4 protein-coding genes are annotated in these 1,922 nt (G+C 40.6%); 2 read left to right on the top strand and 2 right to left on the bottom strand.

Annotation, left to right across the window (positions count from 1 at the left end):
• Nucleotides 1-434: 434 nt before the first annotated feature.
• Nucleotides 435-635 (bottom strand): helix-turn-helix domain-containing protein, encoded by a 201-nt coding sequence (locus BBG47_RS27815; RefSeq protein WP_083189647.1) that lies wholly within the window; start codon nucleotides 633-635, stop codon nucleotides 435-437.
• Nucleotides 636-745: 110 nt separating this feature from the next.
• Here BBG47_RS27815 and BBG47_RS27820 point away from each other — a divergent pair, with 110 nt between their 5' ends.
• Nucleotides 746-934: a hypothetical protein gene (locus tag BBG47_RS27820; RefSeq protein ID WP_065294440.1), complete on the top strand. Its 189-nt coding sequence runs from the start codon at nucleotides 746-748 to the stop codon at nucleotides 932-934.
• 287 nt (nucleotides 935-1,221) lie between these two features.
• Here BBG47_RS27820 and BBG47_RS27825 read toward each other — a convergent pair whose 3' ends face one another.
• The gene (locus BBG47_RS27825) at nucleotides 1,222-1,629 is read right to left on the bottom strand and encodes a hypothetical protein (protein WP_065294441.1); all 408 of its coding nucleotides are present in this window, start codon (nucleotides 1,627-1,629) and stop codon (nucleotides 1,222-1,224) included.
• 97 nt (nucleotides 1,630-1,726) lie between these two features.
• On the opposite strand from BBG47_RS27825, the gene BBG47_RS31470 reads away from it, so the two are divergent.
• A complete protein-coding gene (locus BBG47_RS31470) occupies nucleotides 1,727-1,849 on the top strand; it encodes a DUF1829 domain-containing protein (protein ID WP_483310780.1) in 123 nt (40 codons plus the stop codon).
• Nucleotides 1,850-1,922 lie beyond the last annotated feature (73 nt).

The following is a 1,922-nucleotide window of genomic DNA, read 5'->3' on the forward strand; positions in this document are numbered from 1 at the left end:
CGCGTTCCCATTGGTGAACTTGCGTTCTGTTTAAGTTTTTACTTATCATAGGCTTTCACAGACAGCAAAAACCCTCGCAATGACAGTTTTTTTGAGCATTTATATTTCATACGACATCACACCCTTTCTTGAATTTGTGGGTGAATTGTGGGTGCTTTTGTGGGTGTAGAAAAAGCCTCGGAGGGCAATCCGGGGCTTTATCCATATACAAGCTTATTACATAAGATACGTATAGGATCCATTGATCCTTCATTGCAGCCATACAGTTGCAAAGGTGTGGAGACTTCACTTGCTTTTGTGGAGCTGGTCTACTTTGTAATTCCTCTCTCCAGTCCTTCATAACATCACCTCCAACAAGGAACATTCGTTCTCATGATATGCGAATGTTCGTTCGTCAATCAACAATAAAAAAAATAACCTGTCACTATGACAGGTTACTCCTCACTAACACGGAATAAGTCTTCAACCTTAAGCCCTAACGCTCGAGCAATAGCAAATAAATGTGAATCCTCGTGACGACTATTTTTATCGAATCTCGAAATCGATCCTTGTGGAACCCCACTCATTTCTGATAACTTCGTCTGGGTAATTCCCCGCTCGTTTAATATTTCAGTAAGCCTTGGCGTTACATTCACCCTGACCACCTCCAAATTAATTATACGATATCGAATATTTCTAAGCAATATCCGTTGACATACATTATGCGATATCGTATAATGTATATAGAAAGGGGGTGAACACAAACATGAGTAAGAAACACCAACATAAAAAGAAAAATCCGGCTCCACCACCGGAACCGGAACAGCAACAAGAACCACCAAACGAAAAAGACGACCGAGCCTCGACAAAGGAACTGATCCAGCTTACCACGGCAATAGTTCAGCTCCTTGTCGCCCTCCTTACGCTGGTTATCATCGCCCTCAAAGGGAAATGATCAGCAAGCTACGCACCCCTTCGGGGGCGGGTAGTGGTTCGGTCGTCACGATAAGTATACCACGTAGGACTTCGAAATCAAGGAGGCCACACGATGAAAAAAGATACAGTGCAGGATCTTACATTGGCGATATCAATTGCAACAATGTTGATTAACATGATTATCCTGTTCATTGTGTTTCCAAAATGACATCAAGGGGGCTTCGGCCCCCAGTAAGTATGTAGATACGAAAAACCACCCATTAAATGAATGGGCGGATAATTTAAGTATCGGTTCGAACATCTAAATTACATGCCAATAAACATATTTCTGCTGAAAGGAGCCCAGTTTTCTCCTCTAAACCCAGTCATGCCTTCTAAGTTAACAAAACAAGGGAGAACCGTATACATGACACCTGACATAGCATTAACTCTAAATGTCATGACGAATCTCATATTTGAATTGTCGGCAGGTGTAATCATTCCAAAATTAGGAGATATTGCGTTTGATGCCGTAAGTGCTTCACGCATTCCCACGGTTGCAATACCAGCGGGACGCTCCATATTACTTCTAATCCAGTAGTTGGAAACGTTCATTGCTGATGCTAAATCAGTTCGTTGATCATAATTAAGTAATATTTGATTTGGAGCAATTTGTCTTGCCTCTAGAAGAATGGGGTGAGGTAACATCTGTCGCTCTGTATGAAAACTTAACATTTTTTAACCTCCACATTTTGATGAATTAGTTAAATGACCAATTTCATCTTATGAAAGGTTACTTGTTTCGGTTCATAATAAATAGTCAGTCTAGTAAGTGATTAGACGCCATGGATCAAGTTTATATGCCTTTTTAAATGATCGGGAAACAAAAGGAATTGACAACGTAATACACGCCTGCAATGAATATACTGTCACTCCCTCACTTTGGACAAACTAACAAGAAGCGAAAAAATGCTTACTGCATAATAAAAAAGAGTCGCAGGGATGCCTTCCCATACGACTCTTATTTG

The sequence above is a fragment of the Paenibacillus sp. KS1 genome (assembly GCF_001680695.1).
Taxonomy (GTDB): domain Bacteria; phylum Bacillota; class Bacilli; order Paenibacillales; family Paenibacillaceae; genus Paenibacillus_B; species Paenibacillus_B suaedae.